This is a genomic window from Microbacterium pullorum, assembly GCF_014836535.1.
Lineage (GTDB): Bacteria > Actinomycetota > Actinomycetes > Actinomycetales > Microbacteriaceae > Microbacterium > Microbacterium pullorum.
Genome location: NZ_JACSQP010000009.1, coordinates 25,664 through 48,258, shown reverse-complemented (window position 1 = coordinate 48,258; position 22,595 = coordinate 25,664). Strand labels below are relative to the sequence as shown.

22 protein-coding genes are annotated in these 22,595 nt (G+C 71.2%); 15 read left to right on the top strand and 7 right to left on the bottom strand.

Annotated features, from left to right (window positions below):
- Positions 1–97: 97 nt before the first annotated feature.
- Positions 98–1,951: a glycosyltransferase family 2 protein gene (locus H9651_RS12920; RefSeq protein ID WP_191719739.1), complete on the bottom strand. Its 1,854-nt coding sequence runs from the start codon at positions 1,949–1,951 to the stop codon at positions 98–100.
- A gap of 60 nt (positions 1,952–2,011) precedes the next feature.
- Between H9651_RS12920 and H9651_RS12915 the strand changes: the two genes are divergently transcribed.
- Positions 2,012–2,458 carry a VanZ family protein gene (locus H9651_RS12915; RefSeq protein WP_191719738.1) on the top strand — a complete coding sequence of 149 codons (447 nt, stop codon included), beginning with the start codon at positions 2,012–2,014 and terminating at the stop codon, positions 2,456–2,458.
- On the opposite strand, the gene H9651_RS12910 is transcribed toward H9651_RS12915, so the two are convergent.
- The 5 genes from H9651_RS12910 to H9651_RS12890 form a co-directional block, all read right to left on the bottom strand.
- The gene (locus tag H9651_RS12910) at positions 2,415–3,437 is read right to left on the bottom strand and encodes a hypothetical protein (RefSeq protein WP_191719737.1); all 1,023 of its coding nucleotides are present in this window, start codon (positions 3,435–3,437) and stop codon (positions 2,415–2,417) included. The genes H9651_RS12915 and H9651_RS12910 overlap by 44 nt on opposite strands.
- On the bottom strand, positions 3,434–4,654 hold the full coding sequence (locus H9651_RS12905; protein ID WP_318244872.1) for an MFS transporter: 1,221 nt from the start codon (positions 4,652–4,654) through the stop codon (positions 3,434–3,436). The genes H9651_RS12910 and H9651_RS12905 overlap by 4 nt, the downstream gene beginning before the upstream one ends.
- A 66-nt stretch (positions 4,655–4,720) precedes the next feature.
- Positions 4,721–5,374: a hypothetical protein gene (locus tag H9651_RS12900; RefSeq protein WP_191719735.1), complete on the bottom strand. Its 654-nt coding sequence runs from the start codon at positions 5,372–5,374 to the stop codon at positions 4,721–4,723.
- Positions 5,375–5,561: 187 nt separating this feature from the next.
- A complete protein-coding gene (locus H9651_RS12895; RefSeq protein WP_191719734.1) occupies positions 5,562–6,452 on the bottom strand; it encodes a WecB/TagA/CpsF family glycosyltransferase in 891 nt (296 codons plus the stop codon).
- On the bottom strand, positions 6,452–7,939 hold the full coding sequence (locus H9651_RS12890; RefSeq protein WP_191719733.1) for a sugar transferase: 1,488 nt from the start codon (positions 7,937–7,939) through the stop codon (positions 6,452–6,454). Before H9651_RS12890 ends, H9651_RS12895 begins: the two co-directional genes overlap by 1 nt.
- A 991-nt stretch (positions 7,940–8,930) precedes the next feature.
- Here H9651_RS12890 and H9651_RS12885 point away from each other — a divergent pair.
- The 11 genes from H9651_RS12885 (at position 8,931) to H9651_RS12835 (ending at position 18,325) form a co-directional block, all read left to right on the top strand.
- Positions 8,931–10,085, top strand: coding sequence for an esterase/lipase family protein (locus tag H9651_RS12885; protein WP_191719732.1), 1,155 nt, complete (start codon positions 8,931–8,933; stop codon positions 10,083–10,085).
- A 49-nt stretch (positions 10,086–10,134) separates the two neighbouring features.
- Positions 10,135–11,988: a glutamine--fructose-6-phosphate transaminase (isomerizing) gene (glmS, locus tag H9651_RS12880; protein ID WP_191719731.1), complete on the top strand. Its 1,854-nt coding sequence runs from the start codon at positions 10,135–10,137 to the stop codon at positions 11,986–11,988.
- A 357-nt stretch (positions 11,989–12,345) separates the two neighbouring features.
- Entirely contained in the window at positions 12,346–12,738 is a 393-nt protein-coding gene (locus tag H9651_RS12875) for an ArsR/SmtB family transcription factor (protein WP_191719730.1), read from the top strand.
- A complete protein-coding gene (locus H9651_RS12870) occupies positions 12,735–13,235 on the top strand; it encodes an SRPBCC family protein (protein WP_191719729.1) in 501 nt (166 codons plus the stop codon). The genes H9651_RS12875 and H9651_RS12870 overlap by 4 nt, the downstream gene beginning before the upstream one ends.
- Positions 13,236–13,351: 116 nt before the next feature.
- Positions 13,352–13,720: a holo-ACP synthase gene (locus H9651_RS12865; RefSeq protein ID WP_191719728.1), complete on the top strand. Its 369-nt coding sequence runs from the start codon at positions 13,352–13,354 to the stop codon at positions 13,718–13,720.
- Complete coding sequence (gene alr, locus H9651_RS12860; protein ID WP_191719727.1) at positions 13,717–14,841, top strand: alanine racemase; 1,125 nt, start codon at positions 13,717–13,719, stop codon at positions 14,839–14,841. The genes H9651_RS12865 and alr overlap by 4 nt, the downstream gene beginning before the upstream one ends.
- Before the next feature lie 135 nt (positions 14,842–14,976).
- The gene (tsaE, locus tag H9651_RS12855) at positions 14,977–15,480 is read left to right on the top strand and encodes a tRNA (adenosine(37)-N6)-threonylcarbamoyltransferase complex ATPase subunit type 1 TsaE (RefSeq protein ID WP_191719726.1); all 504 of its coding nucleotides are present in this window, start codon (positions 14,977–14,979) and stop codon (positions 15,478–15,480) included.
- Between the two features lie 43 nt (positions 15,481–15,523).
- Positions 15,524–16,198 carry a tRNA (adenosine(37)-N6)-threonylcarbamoyltransferase complex dimerization subunit type 1 TsaB gene (tsaB, locus tag H9651_RS12850; RefSeq protein ID WP_191719725.1) on the top strand — a complete coding sequence of 225 codons (675 nt, stop codon included), beginning with the start codon at positions 15,524–15,526 and terminating at the stop codon, positions 16,196–16,198.
- The gene (gene rimI / locus H9651_RS12845; protein WP_191719724.1) at positions 16,195–16,719 is read left to right on the top strand and encodes a ribosomal protein S18-alanine N-acetyltransferase; all 525 of its coding nucleotides are present in this window, start codon (positions 16,195–16,197) and stop codon (positions 16,717–16,719) included. The genes tsaB and rimI overlap by 4 nt, the downstream gene beginning before the upstream one ends.
- The gene (gene tsaD, locus H9651_RS12840) at positions 16,716–17,801 is read left to right on the top strand and encodes a tRNA (adenosine(37)-N6)-threonylcarbamoyltransferase complex transferase subunit TsaD (RefSeq protein ID WP_191719723.1); all 1,086 of its coding nucleotides are present in this window, start codon (positions 16,716–16,718) and stop codon (positions 17,799–17,801) included. The genes rimI and tsaD overlap by 4 nt, the downstream gene beginning before the upstream one ends.
- Positions 17,798–18,325, top strand: a complete 528-nt coding sequence (locus H9651_RS12835) for a hypothetical protein (RefSeq protein ID WP_225216755.1) — start codon at positions 17,798–17,800, stop codon at positions 18,323–18,325. The genes tsaD and H9651_RS12835 overlap by 4 nt, the downstream gene beginning before the upstream one ends.
- Before the next feature lie 43 nt (positions 18,326–18,368).
- Here the strand turns inward: H9651_RS12835 and H9651_RS12830 are convergent, their stop codons facing one another.
- Positions 18,369–19,559 (bottom strand): class I SAM-dependent methyltransferase, encoded by a 1,191-nt coding sequence (locus H9651_RS12830; protein WP_191719722.1) that lies wholly within the window; start codon positions 19,557–19,559, stop codon positions 18,369–18,371.
- Positions 19,560–19,800: 241 nt separating this feature from the next.
- Here H9651_RS12830 and groES point away from each other — a divergent pair, with 241 nt between their 5' ends.
- From groES to H9651_RS12815, 3 genes are all read left to right on the top strand, one after another.
- Positions 19,801–20,097: a co-chaperone GroES gene (groES, locus tag H9651_RS12825; RefSeq protein WP_191719721.1), complete on the top strand. Its 297-nt coding sequence runs from the start codon at positions 19,801–19,803 to the stop codon at positions 20,095–20,097.
- A gap of 84 nt (positions 20,098–20,181) precedes the next feature.
- Positions 20,182–21,120: an EamA family transporter RarD gene (rarD, locus tag H9651_RS12820; protein WP_318244871.1), complete on the top strand. Its 939-nt coding sequence runs from the start codon at positions 20,182–20,184 to the stop codon at positions 21,118–21,120.
- A 163-nt stretch (positions 21,121–21,283) separates the two neighbouring features.
- Positions 21,284–22,552: an ABC transporter substrate-binding protein gene (locus H9651_RS12815; RefSeq protein ID WP_191719720.1), complete on the top strand. Its 1,269-nt coding sequence runs from the start codon at positions 21,284–21,286 to the stop codon at positions 22,550–22,552.
- Positions 22,553–22,595 lie beyond the last annotated feature (43 nt).

The following is a 22,595-nucleotide window of genomic DNA, read 5'->3' as shown; positions in this document are numbered from 1 at the left end:
TGTGCGGCGCAACGCCGATGTCAGCTTCATTGGAGCGACTCCCACCGCGGGGCTGTTCACGCCGAGTCACGCGAACTCAAGAAGCGTAACGCCGGGTTCACCATGCCCCGGGGCCGGTGAGACACTTCTCATTCCGTGCCGAACCGCACCTGTCGGGGAGGGTGAACATCGCGACGCCATCGCGCTCGCGGCTCGAGTCGTCCCGTTCCCACATGTCACTGCCCGCCGATCGCCTCGCGCGCAGGCGAGCGATCGCGGTCAGCGCGATGAAGGCGGCCGCGTCCGCCATGCTGCCGGGCCCTCGCACCGTGCTCAGCACGTCTCGCAGCGTCCGACGCCCCGCGTCGTGCCCGAGTGCGGACACCCCGCGGCGATTGCGCGTGAGCACGGACAGCAGCGCCTTCGTCGTAGTCGGCATGCGCACCCGCGCCGGCGCGCTCAGCGGAATCGCCTTCTCGCGCGCGGCGAACAGGCTGTCGACGTAGAAGTCGTCGGCGGTCAACGCCGGCAGGACACCCACGCGTTCGATTCCGGTCGACCCCAGGGCGTAGACGCCGCCGCCCCACAGCGCGGCCGACATGGCGGGGATTCGTGAGCGTGCCCGGTAGTAGGCGCGCACGAGCGGCGCCGAGTCGAGCGTGTCGTACTCGAAGGGCGGTCTGCCGGCCTGCACTCCGGGTCGGCTGAGCGCACGCAGCAGAGTGGGGATCGCCGTGGACGGCAGGTGGATGTCCGCATCGAGCACGATGTACGGCGCTGTCGCCGCGGCCCTGGTTCCCTCGTTGACCGCAGCGGTCTTCGAGGCGATGTCGAGAGAAGTCACTCGCACGCCGGGCACGGCACCGGCTCTGAGCGCGGTGTCATCGCTGCAGGCATTGCAGACGACGTGGACATCGAGCGATCCGGCTGAGGCAGGTTCGGCGAGCTCGCGCAGGGTGCGCTCGATGACAGCGGACTCATCGTGCGCCGGAACGATCACCGAGGCGGCAACCGAACCGGCCACCCCTCGCCAACTGCCGCGGGGCAGTTGGCGCCAGCTGCGTTCATCGCGAATGGTGCGGAACACGAATCGGTGCGCCGCGGACTTCCTCGCCCGCAGTCCCGCCCCCACGACGGCCACGCGGCGGAATGCCTCGGCGCGCTGCGGCGCGTGCTTGCGCATGTATCGCACGCGATTGACGTTGAGCAGCGCATCGAGGGCCGCCGATGTCCCCGACTTCCCCTGACTGTGCTCGACGACCGCATCCGGTTCGAACACGACGGTGTAGCCGGCCTCCCGGGTTCGCCTGCAGTAGTCGGTCTCTTCGGAGTAGAGGAAGAACCGCTCGTCCCATTCACCGACCGCACGGGCGGCTTCCGCCGAGACCAAGAGCGCGGCACCGCTTGCCCAATCGACGCTGCGGCGGTGAGTGTACGCGCTCTCGCCGCGTATCCACTCGGTGAGCAGCGGTGGCCTCGTGGTCCAGATCGGGCCGAGCAGGGCGTCCCCCAACGACCGCAGCACCCGCGGCTCGTTGAACAACGACGCGGCGGTCCGGCCATCGTCGCCCACGATGCGCGGCGCGACGATGCCGGCGTGCGGGCGGTCCCGCAGCGCGGCCAGCATCGCGCGAACCGCGCCGCGGCGCACGCGCAGGTCGGGGTTGAGGATCAGCAAGTGCTCGAGGGCGCCCGCACGGGCGGCGGCGACGTTGATGCCGCCCGAGTAGCCGAGGTTCCCACCGGTGTGCACCACCGCGACATCGTCATGTCGCGCCAGCACCGACAGGGTGGCGTCCGCCGAGTCGTTGTCGGCGACGATGACGCGCATGCGGGTGTCGGCGGCCTCGGCTCGCAGCGACTGCAAGAGGCCACCGATCTCCGCGGCGCTGTTGTAGGTGACGATGAGCACCGCGATCTCAGCATCATCGGTGTCGGTCGCGAAGCTCCCTGTGCGTTCTGCGGCAGTCATCGGCTCGTCTCCTGCGGTCGGTTCTGGGGTGATGCGGCGGGCGTGTGCCAGGGTGGCTCCATGGGGCAGCGCGTTCGTGGTCGCCGGTGGGTGCTGGTCGGTCTGGGCGCGTACCTGCTGGGGGCCGTCGTGATCCTGCTCGCACCCGTCTCGTACGGCGGGATCGTCGAGGCGATCGGCGATCTGATCCGGGAGGGGACGGGGGCGACCTGGTTCGGATACGGCTGGATCGAGTTCTCCGCCAACGTCGTCCTGTTCGCACCCTTGGGCTTTCTGCTCACTCTGTTGTTCCGCCGGCCGTGGTGGGGCGCTGCCACAGCCCTCGCGTTGTCGGTCGCGGCAGAGTTCGCGCAGCTCTTCCTGCCCTCGCGTGCCGCCAGCCCGCGGGACATCCTCGCCAACGCGCTGGGGGCGGCGATCGGGGCTGCCGTGGCCTGGCTGTGGGTGTTGCGACGCGAGCGCATCACTTCTCCCTCACCACCGACGGGGACCACGCGTTCTCGATGAGCAGTTCCGGCTCACGCGAGCCGTCTGAGGCCAGCGACCAGACATCGGTCGCGCCCGGCGCGCCTTCCCGTGGCATCCCGTAGAGCAGCGTCCCGTCGTCGAGCCACTCGATCTGGTCGTCGATGCTGCGCGGCTCGGGCAGCGTCGTGACGCGTCCGGTGGCGAGATCGTAGACGGCAGGTGTCCAATGCGCCGTCGGACCTGCGCCTGCGGTCACCCGTTTGAAAGCGACCCGGGTCGCGTCCGGGGACACCGAGGGACATTCCACCGTCTCGGCGAGTGTCGTGAGCGTGCGCGCGGGGATGTCCCCGCGGACCAGATACGTCGTGCCGCTCGTCGTCAGACCGACGGTGGCATAGAAAGAGGTGTCATCGACGAAGGTCACGCCCCAGTAGTTGCGGTCCAGGGGCGCCGCCGGCACGCCGTCGATGAGCAGCGACCACTCCTCGAGGCTGCCCAGGCTCTCACCCTGCGCGGTGCGGATGATCGTTTCGGTCGAAAACCCGACGGTCGCGTAGGAGTGACCCGTGACGAACGACGTCGACGCGACGAGAGAGCCGTCTGCGGACAAGCGCGTTCGGCTCGGGATGCCGGAGAGCGGCCACTGCTGTGTCACTGTGCCTTCGTCGGTGTAGAGAGCGCCGGTGTAGGAGGGGATGATGCCGCGCACGGAGCGCAGGCACGACATCGTGTCGTCGGTCGCATCGAGGCGATCGCACACGGTGTCTGTGATCGCCCGTGCACCCGCGGGATCTGTCAGCGGCACACTGGCGACGTGTCCGTAGCCCTGGCCGTCAGCGGTGTTGCGGAAGACGATCCGGTCGCCGTCCGCCCAGTTCCGAGTGCTGGTCTCGGCCGTGCTCGGCGCCTGCAGCCGCGAGTCGTGGCCCGCCCATGCGACGGCGCCGAAAACGGTCGCGGCGCCCAGTGCGACGACGGAGGTTGCCGCGATGACCGCCCATTTGATTCGAGCGTTCATACGGACTCCACGGCGGACGGAACCATCAGTGGGCGCAGCAGCAGGGCCGCCACCGGGATCGCGACGACCAGCAGCACGGCGACGACCATCAACGACAGCTCCCGGCCGACGGCGTACCAGAGGACGCCGAACGCGGCCGCGGCGCCGAATCTGGACACGGCGACCACGGTCTGCGCCGCCGCGATGCCGGTGCCGCGCGTCTGCGGAGTCGTCAACTGCGCCGCGAGAGCTGCCAGGACGCCGTCGGTCGCGGCATAGAACGCGCCGAGGAACACCAGGCACAGCAGCGTCGCGGCGATGTCGTCGATCGCGAGCGTCGCGACGACGTAAGGCGCCAGCAGCCCGAGGTGCCCGAAGACGAAGACGCGGGCCCGGCCGACGCGGTCGGCCAGGCGACCCAACGGGATCGCGAACGCGAGGAAGGCGAGATTGGTGCCGACATAAAGAAGGGGGAACCATTGTGCGGCGAAGTCACCGCGCGCCTGCAGCACGAGGTACACGAATCCGTCACCGATCGTCACGAGGCCGAGGATCCCGGCGGCCGCGAGGAGCCGGCGCATCGGTCTGCGCCACACCACCGCCCAGTCGAACGGCGTGCGCTGCGGCGCCGGGTCGCCGACGGCCACGCGGCGCGCTGTGTGCGCTCGGGTGCGCAGGTTCGGGACCACGAGGCCGAGCAGGACGACCCCGATCACGGCGAACGCGAGCGACGCCACGAAGACGGTGTGGAAGCCGTCGGGGATCACCAGCAGGATCACGAACGCGATGAGCGGCCCGAGCGCCGCGCCCACGTTGTCGAGCATGCGGTGGACGCCGAAAGAGGCGGCGAGGCGTCGCGGATCCGAGGCGGCCGTGATGAGGGCGTCCCGGGGGGCGGTGCGGATCCCCTTGCCGATGCGATCCAGCGTGACGACCGCGGAGATCGCGGCGAAACCGCTTGCGACGAGCAGTCCGACCCGGGCGACAGCGGCCAGCGCATACCCGCCGAACGCGACCCACTTGGGCTGATCGACGCGGTCGGAGAGATGGCCGCCGGCGATGCGCACGAACGCACTCACGCCTTGGTAGAGGCCGTCGAGCACTCCGAACGCGATCATCGAGAGTCCGAGATAGCCCGTCACATACAGCGGCAGGACTGCCGCGACCGACTCCGACGAGATGTCGGTGAGCAGGGACACGACCCCGAGGGTGACGACCGTGGACGACACCGTGCGCACGCCGCGCCTGCGCGCGGACGGACGTGATTCTTCGACGGGCGAGTTGCGGAATGAGATGTACACGCCTCACTCCGCCCGCAGCACGGCGTAGACGGTGTAGACGGTCCCGGTGCCGGAGTTCTGCCCGAAGGCGAGCGAGACCGATGAGAACGAGTCGGAGTAGGTCAACTCAGCCCCGGACGTCACCCCTGGGGTGAGGCTCAGCGCTGCCCACGCCTGCTGATAGTGGGTGCGGACGCTTTCTGCCGTGGCATCGGTGCGCGCTGTGAGCGTGACCTGCGCTGTCGTGTCGTCGACGGCGATCGATGTGTCGATCACGTCGTCGCCGGGGACGGGGCCGGCCACCTCGACGGGGAAGCCGGCGACGAGCGTGCCACTGGCGAATCCGTCCGCCGGCAAGGGTGTCGACACGAGTGCACGCGGCGCGGGCAGGGCAGGCAGTCGGTTCGCGGGGGTGTCCGACGTCGTCAGCGGCGGTACCTCGCTGCCGGCGGCGGGAGCCGCGCCGATCGTCGGGCCGGGGGTGGCTGATACGGGGGAGGAACCCTCCGTGGGACGGGCGGCCTCCTGTCGCTCCCCGGGCGCCGTCATCCCCAGCCACGCGAAGGTGCCGACGCCGATCATCACAACCAGCGCGACGCCCGCGAGCGTCCAGCGCATACCGGCGGCGCGTGGCCTGCCTTCTTCGGCGCGCTCGTGCGCGTGTGATCGATTCCCCATTCGTGTATCCCCAGATTCAGGGATGCCGTATCGCCGGCATCCATTTCACGCCGGTGCCGCAGTGCCCCCGTCGATCTCCCCTTGTCGACTCGCGGACCTGCAGCGCTGTCGCCTTCCCCGTCCCAGATGTGTTGGTCCCCTTGCCCGGCCGAGTACCCGCCCGGCCTCTGGGTAGCCGGGCGGGCACTCATCGAGTGGTCGGCTCATGCCCTCTGGGGGAGGAGTGCGACCGGCGCACGGCCATATAGGCCGGTGGTCCCTCTACGAGGTATCGGTGCGCCAGCCGTCTTGGCTCGAGCATGAGCCGCCACATCCATTCCACGCCCGCGCGGGAAACCCACCGCGGGGCACGGGAAACTCTGCCTGCGAGGAAATCGACCACAGCCCCGAAGGCGAGCAGCACCGAGGCGCCGGTCTGGGGGCCGTAGCTGGCGATCCACCGCTCCTGCCGTGGTTTGCCGAGGCAGACCAGCAGCACATCGACTCCACCGGCCTTCATCTCCGCCGCCATCGCGTCACATCGCTCCCGGTCCGCCAGATCTTCGCGCGGGGGAGTCCAGTGCCCCGCGAAACGCAGGCCCGGCCAACCCGTCGCGAGGCGGTCGCGCAGCGCCCGCGAGACCTCCGCCGATCCGCCGAGCACTCCGACGGCGAGACCTGCGGTGGCGACGTCGTTGAGGATGCCGGGGATCACGTCGCTCCCCGCGAGCCGCGGATACGACACCCCGGTCATCCGATGGGCCTGCCGCGCGATCGGGGCGCCGTCGATCAGGTTCAGCCATCGCACGGGCGCGCCCTCGCCGAAGTCGTCGCCGGCTCGCGCGAAGTGGTGGACGTGATCGAGGTTGATCGAGCAGACCGCCAGCGGCGGCAACGATGGTTCGTGGGTGGCGGCCATGATGAGGCGCCGCGACTGCAGCTCATCCGTCAGGTGCACCGGGCCGCCGCCGATGAGGAGTGCGGGCACATCGGTGAATTCGGTGCTGAGCGGCCGTGACGCCGCAGCAGGCAGTGGCGCGGCGACCCGCACCTGGCGAACGTGGGTCTGCGGGCGCAGGGCCAGCGTCGGACGAGACATCAGTACGCCCCCTTCGGGCGCACCATCGCGCCGGCGGTGCGGGCGATGATGCCGAGATCCGTGGAGAGCGACCAGTTCTCGACGTAGTGCAGGTCCAGCCGCACGCTCTGCTCCCAGGTGAGGTCGCTGCGACCGCTCACCTGCCAGAGGCCGGTGATGCCAGGTTGCACGTAGAGGCGCCGGAACACCGTGCCGTCGTAGTCGCTCACCTCGGTCGGCAGCGGCGGGCGCGGCCCGACGACGCTCATGTCCCCCTTCAGCACGTTCCAGAACTGCGGCAGCTCATCGAGCGAGAAACGGCGCAGCACCGCGCCCACACGCGTCACGCGCGGGTCTGCCTTCATCTTGAACAGTGGGCCGGCGCCCTCGTTCAGGGCCTCCAGTGCGGAGCGGTCCGCTTCGGCGGTGGTGACCATGGTGCGGAACTTGAGGATGCCGAATTCACGCCCGTCGCGCCCGATCCGCTGCTGCCGGAAGAACGCGCCCCCCGGTGTGTCCATCCGGATGAGCAGGGCGATGATCGGTGTGATCATCGCGATCGGAACGAGCGCGACGAGCGCGACGACCACGTCGAGCGCGCGCTTGCTGCGCATGCTCGAGCGGTCGAACCGGGGCAGACTCACGTGCGTGAGTGCGAGACCGTTCGTGCGCTCGAACGCGATGCGCGAACGGGAGACGTCCGTCAGTCGTGTCGCGAGCACAAGATCGGTCGCGGCACCCTCCAGGCTCCAGCTGAGCCTGCGCACGAAGTCGGGATCGTCCGTCCCGGCCGCAATGATCACGGTGTCCACGCAGAGTTCGCGTGCGATCCGTGCCGCCTGCCCCGGAGATCCGAGCACCGGGTAGGTCAGATGATCGACGGCCAGCTCGGTGACACCATCGTCCCCCAACGCCGTCCCCACGACGTTGTGACCGAGCCGACCGTCGAGTCGCAGCGAGCGGATCGTGTGCTCGATGCCCACCCGATCGCCCACGATGAGGGTGCGCGGGGCGAATGCCACGGCGTTGTGCCCGTGGGATCGCCACACCTGGCGCAGCAGGCGGGCGCTGACCAGCGCGGTGACCGCGACCGGCAGCGTCACCACGACGTGCGGCTGCACGACCGACCAGTCGGTGAGGCCGGCGGTCAGCGCGAGCGCCGCGAGGGCGAGGACGGCGGAGTGGAGCACCGGGAGGAGCTCCATGCGCCGGCCCGCGCCGTGGCGGTACGCCGCGCGGCGCAGTGCGAACAGCGCACCGATCCACACGGCGACCAGCGCCGCCGAGCCGATCAGCAGTTGCGGGCGGAGGGCTGCGACCTCCCCCGACGCCGCCGCCCCCGCCACCGCGGTGGTCGCGGCTGATGCCGCCACGATCACCGCGACGTCGATCGTCCCCGTCCACGCGCGCCGTCTGCGCAGCCACGCCAGCCGCTGCTCCAAGAGCGGCAGGACGCGGGGTGCGCGGACACTCGCCTCGAATTCCAGAGGCAGCGCCGCGGCGATCATTGCGGTGTTCCGACGCCGGTTGATGCGATGAATGAAGCGCAGAGCGCACGACGGTGCGCGCTCGTGCAGAACCGTTTCCCCATGAACGTTCCCCAGTGTCCCCAAAGGCGGGTCGAGACCCGCGTTCCCCAAGCACGGACCGAAATCCGCACTCCCCCAAATAGGCGCCGTGTCTGTCGCGGCCCGATTCCCACATCGGTCCGAAGCGGAATACCGACCCCTCGGTACTCCGCGGCCCCCTCTCGGCGGCCGGCGTGGGTTGAGTATGGCACACGGTTCCGGCGAGCGGAAGCGGCAATCCGCGTCGGCGACACCGGGCCGCAAACACGTTGTGCCGTGCGCTGCAACAGCGGACGGCACAACGCCCCCCACGGTGCACAGTGTCCCCAAATGCCCCCTGGATCGACAGACAATTCAGTGGCCTGGGACTCCCCAAATGCCTCAGGCCTTGCCTGTCGGCGGCAATATTACACAGATGCCCGTTGTCCACCAATAGGGGGACGCCCCCCTGCTGAGATCGCCATCGGCGGGGATCGGGGCGTGCGGCCCGTCCTCGGGTCGGGCCGGTTCGCATCGTGGTCTCGTGGGCGCATCGGCTAGCATGGGCGCGCCTGCGCGTAAATCTCAGCTGCCCCCCAAGCGGCGTTCGGGCATGCTCCGTCCCCAACGGATCGCTCGAGAGTGCGCGGGTGAGGGACCCTCTCGAGTAAATCAGTCCCCAAATGGCTGACTCGAGAGGGTCCCGCTTCCCCCTCGGATCCCGCATTTCGGACACGCCGCGATTACCGCCATAATCTACTGATATGGGGGTTAACATCGCGCGTTCGAGAACCGGCTGATGGTGCATCGCTGCGGCGACCGTCGCGCCGCCTCGCCACGGGGTGTCCTCACCTCGCCGCACTCGTCGGCGAGCCGTGCAGCGCTGTCGAGACCCACCGGTCCGAGGCCATGGCGGTGGCTGCGTCGCGGAGGGCTGTCGCGTTCGGCGCGCGTGGCACTGGCCGTGGTCGTGGTGCTCGTGTTCTCCAGCTCGGGTGTGCCGCTGCCCTCCCACGCCGCGACCCCCACCGACAACCCCGTCGACCTCTCGGTGACGCAGGGATATTCCGGTGCGGTGGGCGGGTCGCTCGTCAGCCTGTCGGCGCCCGAACGCGCGGCATCCGCCGAGCATGCGGTGCTGTTCGTCCACGGCTGGCTGAGCACCTCACTGCCCGCCGTCGGCGACGCCGAGCCCGGTGTCGCACAATCGCCCTTCGCCCGGCGACCGGTTTCGGCTGCCGGCGCCACGCTCGCCCAGACGATGGAGGCGACCCGCTCGCTGCAGGACCGGATCGAGGCGCTGCCCGGCACCACGCTGTACGCCTTCGACTACTCCCAGACCGCCGCCGCCTGGGTGGGGGGAGCCGCCGTGGTCGAAGGCCTCGCGCGGGCGATCCGCCGGCTCGCCACCGAGACGAACGCGCCCGTCGACGTCATCGGGCACTCGATGGGTGGACTCGCCCTGCGCTATGCGGTGGCGGCTCACCCCGACCTCGAGGCACTGATCGGCCAGGTGGTGACGGTCGGCACGCCCTCCCTGGGATCGGATGCCGCAGAACTGCTCGACGCCCTGTCGCTCGTCACCGGCACGGTGGTCGGTGCCGGCTCGGCGGCGCGGGCGCTGATCGTGCCGGCGCTGGTGGACCTGTGCAACCGCGACCTCGCGACCGATGCGAAGTCGGGCTGCGGGTTGCCGACGTGGTTGCGCACCTCGATCGCGAACACCGGTGAAGCCGGACGTGCGCTGCACGTCGGGTCGGAGGAGCTGACGAACCTGCCCGCTTGGCCCGATGCGCTGCAGGTGCACGCCATTGCGGGAGAGGCGCGGCTCGTCGTCGGCGACCAGATGGTGTCGTTCGGTGACGGACTGGTCTCACGCGAGTCCGCGACCGCGCAGGCGGACTCGGTGTTCGTCGTGCGCTGCGAGACGCGCATCACGGCTGACCTCGCCGGTCTCGGTCAGGTGCTCCGCGGCGAGGTGTCGGTGCCCATCGGCGGGGGTGACTGCGCCCATGACGACCTCTTCGGCAACCCCGATGTGGTGGCGAACATCGTCGCGGTGCTCGCGGGGGAGCTCCCCACCCGGCACAACCCGCGCGTTCCCTGACCTGCGCCCGCGGCGCAAGCGTTCAGCCGCCGCGATCTAGGATGGCGGCATGTGCGGAATCATCGGATACGTCGGCCCGCGGCCGAGCCAGGACATCCTCCTCTCGGGACTGGCGCGACTGGAGTACCGGGGCTATGACTCGGCCGGCATCGCGGTGATCGACGGTGACGGCAACCTCGACATGCGCAAGCGCGCCGGCAAGCTCAGCGTGCTGCGCGACGACCTCGCGGCAGATCCGATGCCCGACGGCACGACCGGCATCGGCCACACCCGCTGGGCCACCCACGGCGGTCCCACCGACTCCAACGCCCACCCGCACCTCGCCGACGACGGCAAGCTCGCCGTCATCCACAACGGCATCATCGAGAACTTCGCCGAGCTCAAAGCCGGCGTCGTCGCCGACGGGTACCCGTTCCGCAGCGAGACCGACACCGAAGTGGCCGCGGCGCTGCTCGGTCGCGCGTATCGCGAGCACGACGGCGACCTGGTCGCCGCGTTCCGGGCCGTCGTGTCGCAGCTGGAGGGCGCGTTCACCCTCCTCGCGATGCACCAGGACAGTCCCGGCGTCGTCGTCGGCGCCCGTCGCAACTCCCCGCTCGTGATCGGTCTCGGTGAGGGGGAGAACTTCCTCGGCTCCGACGTCGCCGCGTTCGTCGAACACACCCGCAACGCCCTCGCCATCGGCCAGGACCAGATCGTCACGATCACTCCTGACGCCGTCGCCGTCACCGACTTCGACGGCAACGACGTCGAGGTGGAGCCGTTCGAGGTGGTCTGGGACGCCTCGGCAGCCGAGAAGGGTGGCTGGTCGTCGTTCATGGCCAAGGAGGTCTCCGAAGAGCCCGAGGCCGTCGCCAACACGGTGCGCGGGCGCATCCACGACGGCGTGGTGCAGATCCCCGAGCTCGACGGGCTCGACGAGATGTTCCTCGGCATCAACCGCATCGTCGTCGTCGCGTGCGGCACCGCCGCGTATGCGGCCATGGTCGGCAAGTACGCCCTCGAGCAGTGGACGCGCATTCCGGTGGACGTCGAGCTCGCCCACGAGTTCCGCTACCGCGACCCGGTGATCGGCCCCGATACGCTCATCGTGTCGATCAGCCAGTCGGGCGAGACCATGGACACGCTGATGGCGGTGAAGTACGCCGCATCCCGCGGTGCGAAGACGCTGTCGATCTGCAACACGCAGGGCGCGACCATCCCGCGCGAATCCGACGCCATCGTCTACACCCACGCCGGCCCCGAGGTCGCCGTGGCATCCACCAAGGCCTTCGTCGCGCAGATCACCGCGCTGTACCTGCTGGCCCTGCACGTCGCGCGCCTGCGCGGCTCGCTGACCGCTGCCGAGATCGCCGTCAACGCACACGAGCTCGAAGCCATCCCCGCGAAGATCTCGGAGATCCTCGCCACCGAGCAGACGCACATCGAGCAGTTCGCGCACTGGATGGCCGACACCCGCTCGGTGCTGTTCCTGGGACGCCACGTGGGTTACCCCATCGCCCTCGAGGGTGCGCTCAAGCTCAAGGAGATCACCTACATCCACGCCGAGGGCTTCGCCGCCGGCGAGCTCAAGCACGGACCGATCGCCCTGATCGAGCCGGGGCAGCCGGTGTTCGTCATCGTGCCGTCGCCGCGCGAGTCCGCCGAGCTGCAGAAGAAGGTCGTCTCCAACATCCAGGAGATCCGCGCGCGCGGCGCCCGCATCATCGCGGTGGCCGAGGCGGGGGATGCCGCGGTGCTGCCGTACGCCGACGAGGTGCTGCGCATCCCGCTGGCCGCGCCCCTGTTCGAGCCGCTGCTGGCGGTCGTGCCGCTGCACATCTTCGCGATGGGCCTCGCGAACGCCAAGGGCCTCGACGTCGACCAGCCGCGCAACCTCGCGAAGTCCGTCACCGTCGAGTGAGTATTCGCGTCGTCGGGTGAGTATCGGCGCTCGCGCTCCCGAGTGAGCGCCGTGCGCGTGCGCGGAGCCGGGAGAGCGCCCACGATCGCCGACGGCGGTCGGTGAGGCGGCCGGAGTGTCGGAATTCAGGCACACGGTGTCGCGCGCCGTACGATCGGGCCGCCAAAGCACGAAACGCCGGAATTCCGACGGCACTCGGCGCGGGCTTCGCCCGCTTCGCGGCGGCCGCCCGGGGTGTCGGCATTCCTGCTCTGCGCGGCGAAAGCGACCGACTCGCGACGCGGGTGCGCGCGGGGCAGGAATTCCGTCCAGCACGCGACTGTCGACAATATAAGCCGCCACTTATATAGTGGCGGCGTGAACGTGTTCGAGGTGCTGGCGGATGCCACGCGGCGACGGATCCTGGAGGTGCTCGCCGACGGGGAGCAGCCCGCCGGTGCCCTCGTGGACCTCATCCGCAGCGAATACGGCATCTCGCAGCCGGCGGTCTCGCAGCACCTGCGGGTGCTGCGGGAGAACGGCTTCGCGACGACACATCCCGACGGCAACCGCCGCATCTACGCGCTTGACCCCGCGGGGCTCGCGGCAGTCGACGCGGCGCTGGCGCGGCTGCGCGCTCCCTGGGCGCAGCGGCTCGACGCCCTCCACACCGAGGTCGCCCGCGGCAAACGCGTACGCGCAGCGACGACCCGACCGACGGATGCCGCCGCGGCACCGTCTCCCACTCTCCGACGGAAGGACGTCTCATGACCATCGCGCCCCCGCTGATCCACTCGCACGGCGACGGCTATCGACTGGTGTACGAGGCGGTGTACGCCACGGACATCGATGATCTCTGGGCCGCGGTCACCGAGCCCGACCGGCTGGCGCGGTGGATGGCGGACTACAGCGGCGACCTGCGCCTCGGCGGCCGGTGGGAAGTGGCCGATGCCGACGGGAAAGGGGTGTGGTGCCGCGGCACGGTCACCTCGTGCGATGCGCCGCGGGGGTTCACCACCGTCTGGCACGCCGACGACGAGGAACCGACCGAACTGGTGGTGCGGCTCGCCGCGGTGGCCGGCGGCACCCGGCTGACGCTCGAGCACACCGGCATCCGCCCTATCTTCTACGGTGCGGGTTGGCACACCTACCTCGAGGCGCTCGAGACGCACCTGGCCCGCCCGCACGCCACACGCGACGAGGATGCCTGGCACCAGCGCTATCGCGCGCTGTCGCCCGGCTACGAGGCGCGGTTCGCCGCCCTCTGACCCGCCTGCGTCCGCACCCGCGTCACCCGCCCCGCGCGGCGGGCACCCGCGCGACCCCGCGGAGTAGGCTGGCGGAGGCGCCACCTCGTCCGATCGGCGGCGTCAGGAAGGCGCGCGTGATCGTCGGAATCGGCGTCGACCTGGTCGACATCCCTCGGTTCGAGCGGTCGCTCGAGCGCACGCCGCGACTGAGCGAGCGGCTGTTCTCGCCCGCCGAGCGCGGGCTGCCGACGCGGTCGCTCGCGGCTCGCTACGCCGCCAAGGAGGCGCTCATCAAGGCTCTCGGCGGCTCCGACGGGGTGCACTGGACCGAAATCGAGATCACCCCTGAACCCTCCGGCCGCCCGTGGTTCACCCTCACCGGATCGACCGCCGCCGTCGTCGCCGACCGGGGCATCACCACCCTGCACCTGTCGATGTCGCACGACGCCGGGCTCGCGACGGCGTATGTCGTCGCCGAGGCCCCGGCGGAGGCACCCGCATGACCGGGATGCCGGCGGGCGTGCTCCGCGAAGCGACGATCGACACCGCAGCGATCGAGGCGAACGTGCGCCACCTGCGAGCCCTCACCGGGGTCGAGGTCATCGCCGTGGTGAAGGCCGACGGCTACGGACACGGGGCGCAGCGCGCCGCCCGCGCCGCGCTGGCCGCCGGTGCCGCACGGCTGGCCGTCGCCGACGTGTCCGAGGCACTCGCGCTGCGCGAGGCCGGCATCGACGCGCCGGTGCTCGCCTGGCTGCACGCCCCCGGCGCCTCCTTCTCGGCGCCGGCTGCGGCGGGGGTCGAACTGGGTGTGTCGAGCATGGATCAGCTGCAGGCTGCCGCCGCGGCGGCATCCGCCGAGCGCCCGGTGGGCGTGCACCTGAAGGTCGAGACCGGGCTCGCGCGCAACGGCATCGCCTCGGCCGACTGGTCGGCGGTGTTCTCCGAGGCTGCGCGGCTCGAAGGGCTCGGCCGGGTGCGGGTGGTGGGGATCTTCAGTCACCTCTCCAACACCTCCGATGCCGACGACCGCCGGGCCCTCACGCGTTTCACGGGCGCGGCCACACTGGCGCGTGCGGCGGGTCTCGACCTGCGGCTGCGCCACATCGCCGCGACGCACGCCGCGATCGATCTGCCCGAGGCCCGACTGGATGCCGTGCGCATCGGCATCGGCATGTACGGGCTGTCGCCGTTCGACGATCGCACCTCCGCCGACCTGGGCCTGCGCCCCGCCATGACCCTGCGCGCGCCGGTCGCGGCAGTGCGGCGCGTGCCCGCGGGGCAGGGCGTCTCGTACGGGTACACCCACCGCACCGCGGCGGACACGACGCTGGCGCTGGTTCCGCTCGGGTACGCCGACGGCGTGCCGCGGGCGGCATCGGGACGCGGGCCGGTCGTCATCGGCGGCCGCCGGTTCACCGTGGCCGGGCGCATCGCGATGGACCAGTTCGTCGTCGACGTCGGTGACGCCGCGGTGTCGGTCGGCGACGAGGTCGTGCTCTTCGGCGATCCCGCCCGCGGCGAGCCGGCCGCCGACGAGTGGGGCGCCGCGTCGGACTCCATCAACTACGAGGTGGTCACCCGCATCGGCGCGCGCGTGCCGCGGCGCGAGGTGGCGCCGTGAGCGCGGTGCCGGCGCGCCGGCCGAGCCCGGTGCACCGGCACACAACGTCGCCATTCCGGGCCGGCACCGCGCGCGGAACCGGTCTCACGGCCGCTCCGCCGGCCGATCGGCGACGTTGTGCACGAGGAGGGCGCGATGACCGGACTGGATGAGCTCGTCGGCGAGCGGGAGATCTCGTCGCCGGCCGAGATGGAGGCGCTCGGCCGCACGATCGGCGAGAGCCTGCGCGCCGGTGACCTGCTCGTGCTGACGGGAGCCCTCGGGGCGGGCAAGACCACCCTCACGCGGGGGATCGGCGCCGGCCTGGGCGTGCGCGGCCCGGTGCAGAGCCCCACCTTCGTCATCGCCCGCACGCACCCGTCGCTCGTCGGCGGGCCGCCGCTCGTGCACGTCGACGCCTACCGGCTCGGCTCGGCGGCAGAACTCGACGACCTCGACATCGACCTCGACGGCTCGGTCGTCGTCGTCGAGTGGGGCCGCGACATGGTCGCGGGTCTGCGCGAGAACTGGTGGGAGGTGGAGCTCGATCGCGAGTGGCACGGCCGGGGCCTCGACACCGCCTGCGGGCTGTACTCCCGGGCGACCGACGACCTCGACGCCGACACCCCGCGCCGCGTCGTGATCTCCCGCCGGCCGTGACGGTCACGCGGATGCCGCCCGGTGGCGCAGGTAGCCTGGACGGGTGATCCTCGGCATCGACACCTCCCTCGGCACGGCGGTCGCCGTCGTCGAGGACGACGGGGTGGTGCGCTCCGCCGCCACGAGCCCCAATCCGCTCGGACACGCCGAGGTCATCGGCGACCTGCTGCAGCGCGCCCTCGCCGACGCCGCCTTCGGCCCGATCGGCGCGACCGGCGCCCCCGAACCGGTCGTCGTGACCCACGTCGCCGCCGGCATGGGGCCGGGGCCCTTCACCGGCTTGCGGGTGGGCATCGCCGCCGCGACCGCGTTCGCGCTCGCCCGTGGCATCCCGCTCGTTCCGGTCGCCAGCCACGACGCGGTCGCGCTCGAGGTGCTGCTGGCCGACGCGATGAGCGGGGAGGAGACCCCCCGCTTCGCCGTCGTCACCGACGCCCGCCGTCGCGAGTTCGCCTACACCGTCTACGACGGCCTGGACGATGACGGTCTGCCGGTGCGCGTCACCGAGCCCGCCCTCGTTCCGCGCGACGACCTCGACGCGCGCCTGGCCGATCTCGGCGCCCGCCGCCACGACGCCGCGGCGGTTCCGGCGCAGCTGCTCGCCCTCGTCGCGGCCAGGGCGATCGCCGCCGGCCGCCGGGTCGCGGCATCCGAACCCCTCTACCTGCGCTCGCCCGACGTCTCGGTGCCGGCCCCGCGCAAGAAGGTCGGCACGTGAGCGTGCGTGCGGCGACCGTCGCCGACCTCGACGCGATCATGGCGCTCGAGCGGGCGTCGTTCCCGACCGACGCGTGGAGCGAGACGCTCATGCGCGGCGAGCTCGCCTCGCCGCACGGGCGGTACTTCGTCCTCGAGGAGGAGGGCCGGCTGGTGGGATATGCGGGACTGCGGGCGCCCGCCGGGTCGAAGGATGCCGATGTGCAGACCATCGCCGTGGCCGCCGAGGCCCGCGGTCGCGGTCATGGCCGCACGCTGCTTCGGGCGCTGCTGGCCGAAGCCGCCGCCCGCCGCGCGGCGGAGGTGTTCCTCGAGGTGCGCGCCGACAACCCCGCAGCCCAGGCGCTGTACCTCTCGGAGGGCTTCACCGAGCTCGGTCGGCGGCCAAGGTACTACCAGCCCGACGGCGTGGATGCCATCGTGATGCGGCTCGACCTGCGCGGCTGGTCCGACCGCGTCACGACCACCGCCGACACCGCGACCGCGCCGACCGAATCCGACGCACCGAGGGAGCGCACATGAACCGCGACAACCCGCTGGTGCTGGGCATCGAGACCAGCTGCGACGAGACCGGCATCGGCATCGTGCGCGGCCGGCGCCTGCTGAGCAACACGATCGCCAGCTCCATGGACGAGCACGCCCGCTACGGCGGGGTCGTGCCCGAGATCGCCGCCCGCGCCCACCTCGAGGCGCTGCAGCCGGCGATCGCGCGGGCGCTGGCCGACGCCTCGGCCACCGAAGGGCGACAGATCACCCTCGCCGACCTCGACGCCGTGGCCGTCACGAGCGGCCCCGGCCTCGCCGGCGCGCTCATGGTCGGCATCGGCGCCGCCAAGGCGCTCGCGGTGGGGCTGGATCGACCGCTGTATGCCGTCAACCACCTCGTCGGCCACATCGCCGCCGACCTGCTCACCGGCGACGCCGTGGCCTACCCGACGGTGGCCCTGCTGGTCAGCGGCGGCCACACGTCGCTGCTGCTCGTGCGCGACCTCACGAGCGACGTCCAGATGCTGGGCGAGACCGTCGACGATGCCGCGGGAGAGGCGTTCGACAAGGTCGCCCGCATCTTGGGGCTGACCTACCCCGGCGGGCCCGAGATCGACCGCGCGGCGGTCGGCGGCGACCCGACCGCCATCCGTTTTCCGCGCGGGCTGTCGCGCGCGTCGGACATGGCCGAGCACCGCTACGACTTCTCGTTCTCGGGGTTGAAGACGGCTGTCGCCCGCTGGACCGAGCAGCGCGAGGCGGCGGGCGAGCCGGTGCCCATCGCCGACGTCGCCGCGTCGTTCCGCGAAGCCGTGGTCGACGTGCTCGTCACGAAGGCGCTCGATGCCTGCGCCCGGTACGACGTGCCGCGGCTGCTGCTGGGCGGCGGCGTCATCGCCAACCGGCGGCTGCGGGAGGTCACGGTCGCACGCGCCACCGAGGCCGGCGTGGAGGTGCGCATTCCGCCGCTGAACCTGTGCACCGACAACGGCGCGATGATCGCGGGCCTGGCCGCCGAACTGATCGTCGCCGGGCGGCCCGCGTCGTCGCTGCAGTTCGGCGCCGACTCGACGCTGCCGGTCACCGAGATCCAGGTGGCCGAGGGGGTGCGAGCATGACCGATCCCCGCCGCGATGCCGTGGATTCCCGAACGGGGGATGCCGCGCCGGCGCAGCCCGCAGAACCCCCGCTGACCCGGGAGCCCGCCCAGCCCGCTCCGCCGCCGCCGTCCGCACCATCCCCGCTGATCGAACCCCCGTCGACCGATGTCGTCCCCGCCGACGAGTCGCTGCGGCTCCCGGGGGAGCACCGCGGCGGGTTCAGCCGGTTGCCCACGGCACCCGTGGAGGTCACGCGCGCTGAGACCGGGACGACGGCGACGTGGATCGAACCGCAGCGGCCGCTGGTGGGTCTCGCCGGCTGGGCGCTGGGGTTCTCGGTCGCAGGCCTGCTCATCGCGTGCTTCGTCGGCTGGGGGTTCCCGATCGGCATCGGCTCGGCCATCACCGCGATCGTGGCGCTGCGCCGGCCGCTCGAGAATCGCGCCGTCGCCGTCTGGGCGCTCGTGCTCGGCATCGTCTCGGTCCTCTACAGCGCGGGCTGGCTGGTGTGGGCCGCGCAGACGGCCAACATCTTCGCCTGACGCCCCGACGCACGCGCCGTCGTCGTGGTGCGCGCCGCCGCGCTCACCCGACCCGGTCGGCCAGCAGCGTCAGACGCCTGGTGCCGATGCGGGTGATCAGCAGCGTGGCCGACTCCGCGCCCTTGAGCTTCAGCTTCGTGCGCAGCGCCGCGGGGTCGACGTCGACGCCGCGTTTCTTGATCTCGAGGGTGCCGATGCCGCGCTCGCGCAGCGCCTTGGCCAGCCCCTTCACATCCGACGGCAGCTGTTCGCGCACCCGGAAGCTCGACACGAATGGGCTCGTCACGGCGGCGTCGCCGGTGAGGTAGGCCATGCCCGGCGCCAGCATGCCGGCATGCAGCTCACGCGCCACCTCGCCGATCAGCCGCGCGCGGATCACCGCCCCGTCGGGTTCGTGCACGAAGGCGCCGAGGTCGCGCACCGGCTCGTCTGCGGCATCCGCTGCCGCGGTGAGCTCGTGCGTGGCGTCGCCGCGCACGACGAGCGCCGCACGGTGGATGCCGGGGCGCGCGAGGGCGCCCGTCCACACCACCAGTTCGATCGTCGAGCCGTCGACGCTGATCCACTGCGCCTCGGCATCGGCCGGCAGCGCGTCGCGGTCGAACGCGGGGCCGAGCTTGATCCCCGCGGGCAGGCGCCCGGCCAGGTCGAACACCCACTCCAGTGGCGGCGACCAGTCTGCGGCCCCCACCCGAGTGGTCTCGGAATGGCCGGCGGTGCGGCGGGCGGGGTCGAGCCACACCGCGTCGACCGCCGCCGTGTCGAACGCCTGGGCGGTGCCGTGGTGCACCCGCACCTGCGATCCGAACGGGGCGAGGTTGTAGGCGGCGATCGCGGCGGTCACCTCGTCGGCGTCGACCGCGTCGACCTCGATCCCCAAGGCCGCCAATCCCAGGGCGTCACCGCCGATGCCGCAGCCGAGATCGGCCACCCGGGCCGACCCCGCCGCGCGGAAGCGGGCGGCGTGGCGCGCGGCCACCGACAGCCGCGTGGCCTGCTCGAGACCCGCGCGGGTGAACAGCATGCGCTCGGCGAACGGGCCGAACTTCGCCTCCGCCTTCACACGCAGCCGCGCCTGGCCGACGACGGCCGACACGAGATCGGGGGAGTGTCCCGCGGCCCGCAGCCGCGACACCGCGGCGGCGGCCTCGGCGGTCGTGCGGATGCCGTCGGTGGCATCCAGCAGCCGCAGGCCTTCGGGGGTGAGCAGGGCACCGAGTTCGGCCAGGTCCATCCGCTCAGCCTACGTCGCGGGGGAGGCCGCGACACGCGACCGCGAGACCCGATCCGATGCGATGAGTCGGTCACGTGCCCGCCGGGCGGACAACGGCACACAGCGGCGAGCCGGGCATCCGTCACGCGGCGTCACGGGCTGGCACTCGCGTTGCGTGAGTGCCAGCGTCCCCGTACACTGGCGTTAGCACTCTCAACGGGTGGGTGCTAACGAGTCTTCAGTTCCAAGAAAGAGGTAGACCGTGTCGGTTTCCATCAAGCCGCTCGAGGACCGCATCGTCATCAAGCAGGTCGAGGCCGAGCAGACCACCGCCAGCGGGCTGGTCATTCCTGACACCGCCAAGGAGAAGCCCCAGGAGGGCGAGGTCGTGGCCGTGGGCCCCGGCCGCATCGACGACAACGGCAACCGCATCCCGCTCGACGTGGCCGTCGGCGACCGCGTGATCTACAGCAAGTACGGCGGGACCGAGGTCAAGTTCGGTGGCGACGAGCTGCTGGTGCTGTCGGCCCGCGACGTGCTGGCGGTCGTCGTCCGCTGACCCGGACTGCTCTGCACTTCTGAAGGACCCGGATGCCCTGCGCATCCGGGTCCTTCTGCATCACGGCGGCTCTAGGCTGAGTCGGTGACGACCGCCCCCGCCGCCGATCCGGCACGCGAACGACTTCTCGGCGGCGCGTACGCCTTCACGGCGTACTTCCTCTGGGGCTTCATGCCCCTCTACTTCCTCGTGCTCGCTCCCACCGGCCCGTGGGAGGTCGTGTCGTGGCGGGTGCTGCTGTCGTTCGTCTTCTGTCTGCTGCTGCTGAGCGTCACCCGGTCGTGGCCGAAGATCCTCGCGATCGTGCGCCGGCCGCGATTGCTGCTGTGGACGGCGGTCGCCGGGGCCCTCATCTACGTCAACTGGCAGGTGTTCCTCATCGCTACCCTCACCGGCCACGTGCTGGAGTCGAGCCTGGGGTACTTCATCAACCCGATCGTCACCGTGCTGCTGGGTGTGCTGGTGCTCCACGAACGCCTGCGCGTGACGCAATGGGTGGCCCTGGGCATCGCCGCCGCTGCGGTCGGGGTCATCGTGGTCGGCTACGGCGCGTTCCCCTGGATCGCCCTCACCCTCGCCGGCTCGTTCGGACTCTACGGCCTCGTGAAGAAGCAGCTGGGGCCCGCGGTGGACGCCGTCAGCGGACTGACGCTCGAATCCTTCTGGCTGCTGCCGGTCGCCGCAGTGCAGTTGGCGGTCGTGGGGGCGACGACGGGCCTCACGATGGGCACGGCCGGTGCCGGTCACGCCGTGCTGCTCGGGCTCGCGGGCGTCGTGACGGCCGTGCCGTTGCTGCTGTTCGCCTCGGGCGCCCGCCGGACCTCGCTGTCGGTGATGGGGCTGCTGCAGTTCGTGGCGCCGATCCTGCAGTTCGCCATCGGCGTCTGGCTCGGCGAGGACATGCCGCCCGAGCGCTGGGCAGGCTTCGCGCTGGTCTGGGTGGCGCTCATCCTGCTGACGGTGGATTCGCTGCGCCACGCCCGCCGCAGCCGCGGCGTCGGCGACCTCGGCGCGATCACCTGAACGGGCGCGCCGCGGCATCCGCCACGCCGTTATCGATCCGAGACGCGACTGTTTCAGACCGTTAACACATCGCAACACTGGCGACGCGGACCCGGGCTTAGGTTTGTCCCACTGGCTCGGCGCCCGACAAGCCGCGCCGCTGACGAATCAATTAGGGAGCACTATGAGCGTCTTCACACGTTCGCGTAGCGCCAAGGTCCTCGGCGCAGTCGCCGTGGCCGGGGTCAGCGCGATCATCCTCGCAGGCTGCGCCGGCTCGTCAGAGCCGGCAGAGACGTCGGCGGCGCCCGCCGACGACCGCGAGGACCTCACCCTCAGCATCGGAACCGTGCTGCCGCAGTCCGGCAGCCTCGCATTCCTCGGCCCGCCCGAGGAGGCGGGCGTGCTGCTCGCGGTCAACGAGGTCAACGATGCCGCGAAGGGCCTCACGATCGACCTGACCCCCGGTGACTCCGGCGACGCCGACAACAAGGCGTTCGAGACCACTGTTCCGAAGCTGCAGAGCGCAGGCGTCTCGGCCATGATCGGCGCAGCGGCGTCGGGTGTGACCAAGCTCTTCCTCGACAGCAACGTCTCCGAGGGCATCATCACCTTCTCGCCGGCGAACACCTCGCCGGACTTCACGACGTGGGATGACGACGGTCTCTACTGGCGCACCGCCCCCAGCGACCTGCTGCAGGGCGAGGTACTCGGCAACCTGATCGCCGAGGACGGCCACAAGAACATCGCCATCATCTACCAGAACGACGCCTACGGCACCGGTCTGTTCGGGGTTGTCAAGGAGGTCTTCGAAGCCTCCGGCGGCACCGTCGTCGCCGAGGCCTCGTATAACGACGGCGACAGCTCGTTCGACGCGCAGGTGGCCACCGTCACGGCGGAGAACCCCGACGCGGTCGTGCTGATCACGTTCGACCAGTTCGCGACCATCGCGCCGCTGCTGGTCAACGCCGGTCAGTCGGCGGAGAACTTCTACCTGGTCGACGGCAACCTCAAGCAGTGGGGCACCGATGTGGCCGTCCCGCTCGAGGGCGCCAAGGGCACCACGCCCGGTCCGGTGCTGGAGGACGACTTCCAGGCCCGTCTGAACGACGCCTGGACGGCAGACGGCAACAGCGATCTGGCGGACTTCTCCTACGCCGCCGAGTCCTACGACGCGGTCATCCTGCTCGCGCTGGCATCGCTGGCGGCCAACGCCACCGACGCCGCCGCGATCTCCGGCAAGCTGCAGGAGGTCTCGGGTGGTTCGGGCGACGGCACGACCTGCACCTCGTTCGCCGAGTGCGCGGACATCATCCTCGAAGGGGGCACCGCGGACTACGACGGCTACTCCGGCCCGGTGACGTTCGATGAGAACGGTGACCCGACCGAGGCGTCGATCGGCATCTTCCAGTTCGGTGCTGACAACATGCACGAGCGCATCGACACCCGCTGACACCCAGTGAGTGAGTGAGTGAGGGCCCCGGATCCACGGATCT